4 protein-coding genes are annotated in these 4,304 nt (G+C 64.5%); all 4 read right to left on the reverse strand.

The genetic code is table 11. From position 1 onward, the window contains the following. Positions 1–221: 221 nt before the first annotated feature. The gene (locus Q0J60_RS05830; protein WP_294439445.1) at positions 222–1,544 is read right to left on the reverse strand and encodes a phenylacetate--CoA ligase family protein; all 1,323 of its coding nucleotides are present in this window, start codon (positions 1,542–1,544) and stop codon (positions 222–224) included. Beyond that, positions 1,528–1,944 (reverse strand): amino acid-binding protein, encoded by a 417-nt coding sequence (locus Q0J60_RS05835; RefSeq protein ID WP_294439447.1) that lies wholly within the window; start codon positions 1,942–1,944, stop codon positions 1,528–1,530. Before Q0J60_RS05835 ends, Q0J60_RS05830 begins: the two co-directional genes overlap by 17 nt. Positions 1,945–1,985: 41 nt before the next feature. Then, a complete protein-coding gene (locus Q0J60_RS05840) occupies positions 1,986–2,585 on the reverse strand; it encodes an indolepyruvate oxidoreductase subunit beta (RefSeq protein WP_294439450.1) in 600 nt (199 codons plus the stop codon). Continuing rightward, positions 2,578–4,304, reverse strand: a 1,727-nt coding sequence (locus Q0J60_RS05845) for a thiamine pyrophosphate-dependent enzyme (protein ID WP_294439452.1), incomplete at its 5' end; no start/stop codon positions are given. The genes Q0J60_RS05840 and Q0J60_RS05845, both read right to left, overlap by 8 nt.

Genomic DNA, 4,304 nt, shown 5'->3' on the forward strand with positions numbered 1-4,304 from the left:
CGCACATTCTTGCAGCACTTCTCCTCCCCTCGGGTTGTATGAGAATTGGACAGGTCGTCGGCTGCGGCGGGCGGCTGGGGCTAAGCAACGCTGGAAGGTGCAAACTAACCACTCCAAAACTAACCAACGGAACGATGCGCATAGCGAGCGAAGCGAGCGGTAGCATCGTGGGCGTTGTCGTGCCCCAGCCGCCTGCCGCAGCCGACGACCGGGGCGTAAGACTATTTCCTGCGCAGGTCCTCGACGTGCTTGGTCTTGCCCTCGCTGCGCGCAATGGCGCCGGGCTGGACAAGCTTGACGCGCGGACGAACCAGCAGCGTGTTGGTGAGCGTATCGGCGACGTGCTTGGTGAACGCATCCATCTTCTCGAAGCTGTCGTGCATGCCCTCGGGAAGAAGCTCCACAGAAACCGTCATGCGATCCAGGCCGCTCTCGTTGTCCACCACGATGTGGTAGTGAGGGCTCACGCCCTCGATGCCCGCCAGCACGTCCTCAATCTCGGACGGGAACACGTTGGTGCCGCGGATGATGAGCATGTCATCGGTACGCGTGCGCACCTTGTCCATGCGCGCATGGGTGCGGCCGCACGCGCACGGCTCGGTGGTGACGCGCGTGAGGTCGTGCGTGCGGTAGCGCAGCACGGGGAACGCCTCTTTATCGAGCGGCGTGAGCACGAGTTCGCCCTCCTCGCCCTCGGGCACAGGCTCGCCGGTCTCGGGGTCCACGATTTCCCACAGGAAGTGGTCCTCGGCGATATGCTGCTGATGGCGCGAACTGAGGCATTCGCCCGACACGCCCGGCCCCATGACCTCGGTCAGGCCGTAGTTGTCGGTGCACACGATATGCATGCGGCTCTCGATCTCGCGCTTGAGCGCAGGCGTGCACGGCTCGCCGCCGAACAGACCCACGCGCAGCGTGCTCTTGGACCAGTCGATGCCGGCCGCCTCGCCCGCCTCGCAGAGATGCCTGGCGTACGACGGCGTTGCGATGAGCACGGTGGAGCCGTAGTCTTTGATCATCATGAGCTGGCGCTCGGTGTTGCCCGAGCTGGCGGGAATCATCATGCAGCCCATGCGCTCGCAGCCGTAATGCAGGCCGAAGCCGCCCGTGAACATGCCATAGCCGAACGACATCTGCACGCGGTCGCGCGAGGTGACGCCCGCCATGCTGGCGATGCGCGCGATGCATTCCGCCCACACGTCCAAATCGCCCTTGGTGTAGCCCACCACGATAGGCTTGCCCGTGGTGCCGCTGGAGGCATGAAGCCTCACCACGTCGTCCAAAGGCACGGCGAACAGGCCGTAGGGATAGGTGTCGCGCAGCACGGATTTATCCGTGAAGGGAAGCCTGCGCACGTCGTCGAGCGTCTTGATGTCTTCGGGGGCGACGCCCATCTCGTCCATGCGCTCGCGGTACCACGCCACGTTGGTGTACGCATGCTTCACCTGGCGCTGGAGTTTTGCCAGCTGAATCTCGCGAATGCGCTTGCGGCTGGCGCATTCGATGTCGGGGTTGAGGATCGTATCGTTATTCAAAGAAGTCATTATCATTCACCAATTCGAAAGATTCGCGTTCCAGCAGCTTCTCAACGGTCTCCAGATCGCCTTCGACCTGGAGACAGATATACGTCCCCACCAGGGAATAACTGTATTCTAGGTTGATGCCGGCCTGCGCGATGACGCCCAGAGCCCGGCTCAGCTCGCCGGGGTCGTCCTTCAGGCGCACGCAAACCACGGGCTTGACCTTGGCGGCGAACCCGTTGTCCACCAACGCCTTCAGACCGGCTTCGGTGTTGTCCACAACAAAGCGCACGATGCCGAAGTCGCCCGTATCGGACGCGCAGTAGCCGCGGATATTCGCACCCGCCGCAGCCATAACGTCAAGCGCCTGCTTCATCATGCCAGGCTTGCTTTCGATGAAAACGCTGATCTGCGAAATGCTCATAGGAGCTCCTTCATGAATCCGGGATTGCCGTGCTTGCGCGCTTACGCGGTCGCCCGGGGAGCGTTCTCCTGCGCCCACGTGCGACCGAGCTCGAAAGCGGTCAGATTGATGTCCTTGAATTGTTCAGGCACGCGGCGCGCGATGGTCTCGCGCCACAGGTCCTCGGGATACGGCAGGCGCGTCGAAAGCGCGCCCAGAAGCACCACGTTCACCGCTTTGGAACTGCCGGCCTGCTTGGCAAGAACGCCCGCGGGAATGACGGCGGCGCCCAGCTCCTGCAGCGTCTTGCGCGGAGCGCGAGGCATGCTTGCCTTGCCCATGAGCACAGGGAGCGGCTCGATGGATTCGTCGCTCACGAACATGCTGCCGCCCTCGGCGAGGTACGGCAGGTTGCGCAGCGCCTCGGTGGTCTCGAACGCCACCAGGCAGTCCACCAGGCCCTCGTCGGCGACCATGGAGGCAACCTTGTCGCCCAGGCGGATGACGGTGGTTACGGCGCCGCCGCGCTGAGCCATGCCGTGAATCTCGGACAGCTTGACGTCCTGGCCGCAGGCCATGGCGCATCGCGCAAGAATATCGGCGGCAAGAAGGGCGCCCTGGCCGCCCACGCCACACAGCATGACGGTCTTGGTGCTACTCATGATGCGCCCCCTTCTCCTGGATGAAGCAGCCGAACGGGCATATCTGCGCGCATTGGCCGCAGCCTACGCACAGCGACGCGTCGACCGATGCCTTGCCCGTTTCGGGATCGCGCGAAATGGCGGGGCAGCCCATGAGCGAGCAGATGCCGCATGAGCGGCAATCGGGTTTCACCGAATACGCCGGCTTGCGCTCCTTGGTGAGCAGCGCGCAGGGCGAGACGAAAATGATAACGCTCAAACAGTCAGACTTGGTGGCCTCGGCGAGCGCCTCGCGCACGGCGGCAAGATCCATCGGATCCACCGTGCGAACGTCCTCGACGCCCAGCGCACGCACGAGCGTGGGCAGGTCGAGCTCACGCGAGGGGCGCTTCTGCAGCGTGATGCCGTTCACCGGGTTACCTTGATGGCCGGTCATCGCCGTGGTGCGGTTGTCAAGGATGCACACCGTGCCGCTGCCGCAGTTGTACACCGTGTTGAGCAGCGAGGTGATGCCCGAATGCGCGAACGTGGAGTCGCCGATGACGGCCACCACGGGGCGATGCTTGCCCTCGCCCAGGCCCAGCTCAAAACCGTGGGCCATCGAGATGGAAGCACCCATGTCCACGCATGTGTCCATGGCGGAAAGGGGCGGCAGAGCGCCGAGCGTGTAGCATCCGATGTCGCCGGTCACGATGGCACGCATGCGGGAAAGCTCGCGGAACACCAGACGATGGGGGCAGCCCGGGCACAGCGCCGGAGGCCGGCCGGGAACGCCGGCGGGAACCTCGCGCACGGTGGGAGCATCGGCGCCGAACGCCTGAGCGATCATAGAAGGAGTGAGCTCGCCGTATGCGGGAAGACCCGCAGGGGTCGGCTCCACTTGGACGCCCAGGGCGCGAACCTGGGTGGACAGGTAATCGGACGCCTCCTCGATGACGTAGAGCTTATCCACCGCGTCGGCGAACGCACGAATCATACCGGCCGGAAGAGGCCAGGTGATGCCCAACTTGAGCACGCTTGCCTCGGGCAAACCCTCGCGCACATGCTGATACGTGGCGCCGGCGCAGATGACGCCCACCTCCGCAGAGCGCTGCTCCACGACGTTGTAGGGGCATTCGTCCACGAACGCGCGCACGCGGGCGATGCGCTCGTCAAGATCGATGCGACGCGGCTTTGCGAATGCGGGCATCATGACCCACTTCGCAGGGTTCTTCTCGTAGGGCACGACGGCCGCCTCGGTGCGCTCCCCCACCTTCACAGGGCATTTGGTATGCGACACGCGCACGGTGGAGCGCAGCATAAAAGGCAGGTCGAAGCGCTCGGACAGCTCGAACGCGTCACGCGCGAAGGCGAGCGCCTCGGAGCTATCGGAAGGCTCCAGCATGGGAATATGCGATGCCATGGCGTGGAAACGCGAGTCCTGCTCGTTCTGCGACGAATGCATGCCCGGGTCGTCGGCGGCCAGAATCACCATGCCGCCGCCCACGCCGGTGTACGCCGCCGTGTACAGCGGGTCGGCCGCCACGTTGACGCCCACGTGCTTCATCGTGGAAAGCACGCGCCGCCCTGCGGCTGATGCGCCCAGCCCCACCTCAACGGCAACCTTCTCGTTCGGGCACCATTCGGCATAGACCTCGGGGTATTTCGCGAACGATTCCATGGTCTCGGTTGAGGGTGTGCCGGGATACGCCACGCCGATCATGGCACCGGCCTCCCACGCGCCGCGCGCTATGGCCTCGT

The sequence above is a fragment of the uncultured Slackia sp. genome, from assembly GCF_944321625.1.
In the GTDB taxonomy this organism is placed as follows: Bacteria; Actinomycetota; Coriobacteriia; order Coriobacteriales; family Eggerthellaceae; genus Slackia.

Bases quoted from the DNA above. Each gene is read 5' to 3' on its own strand.
- Q0J60_RS05830 (WP_294439445.1), bottom strand. From the start codon at position 1,544: ATGACTTCTTTGAATAACGATACGATCCTCAACCCCGACATCGAATGC.
- Q0J60_RS05835 (WP_294439447.1), bottom strand. From the start codon at position 1,944: ATGAGCATTTCGCAGATCAGCGTTTTCATCGAAAGCAAGCCTGGCATG.
- Q0J60_RS05840 (WP_294439450.1), bottom strand. From the start codon at position 2,585: ATGAGTAGCACCAAGACCGTCATGCTGTGTGGCGTGGGCGGCCAGGGC.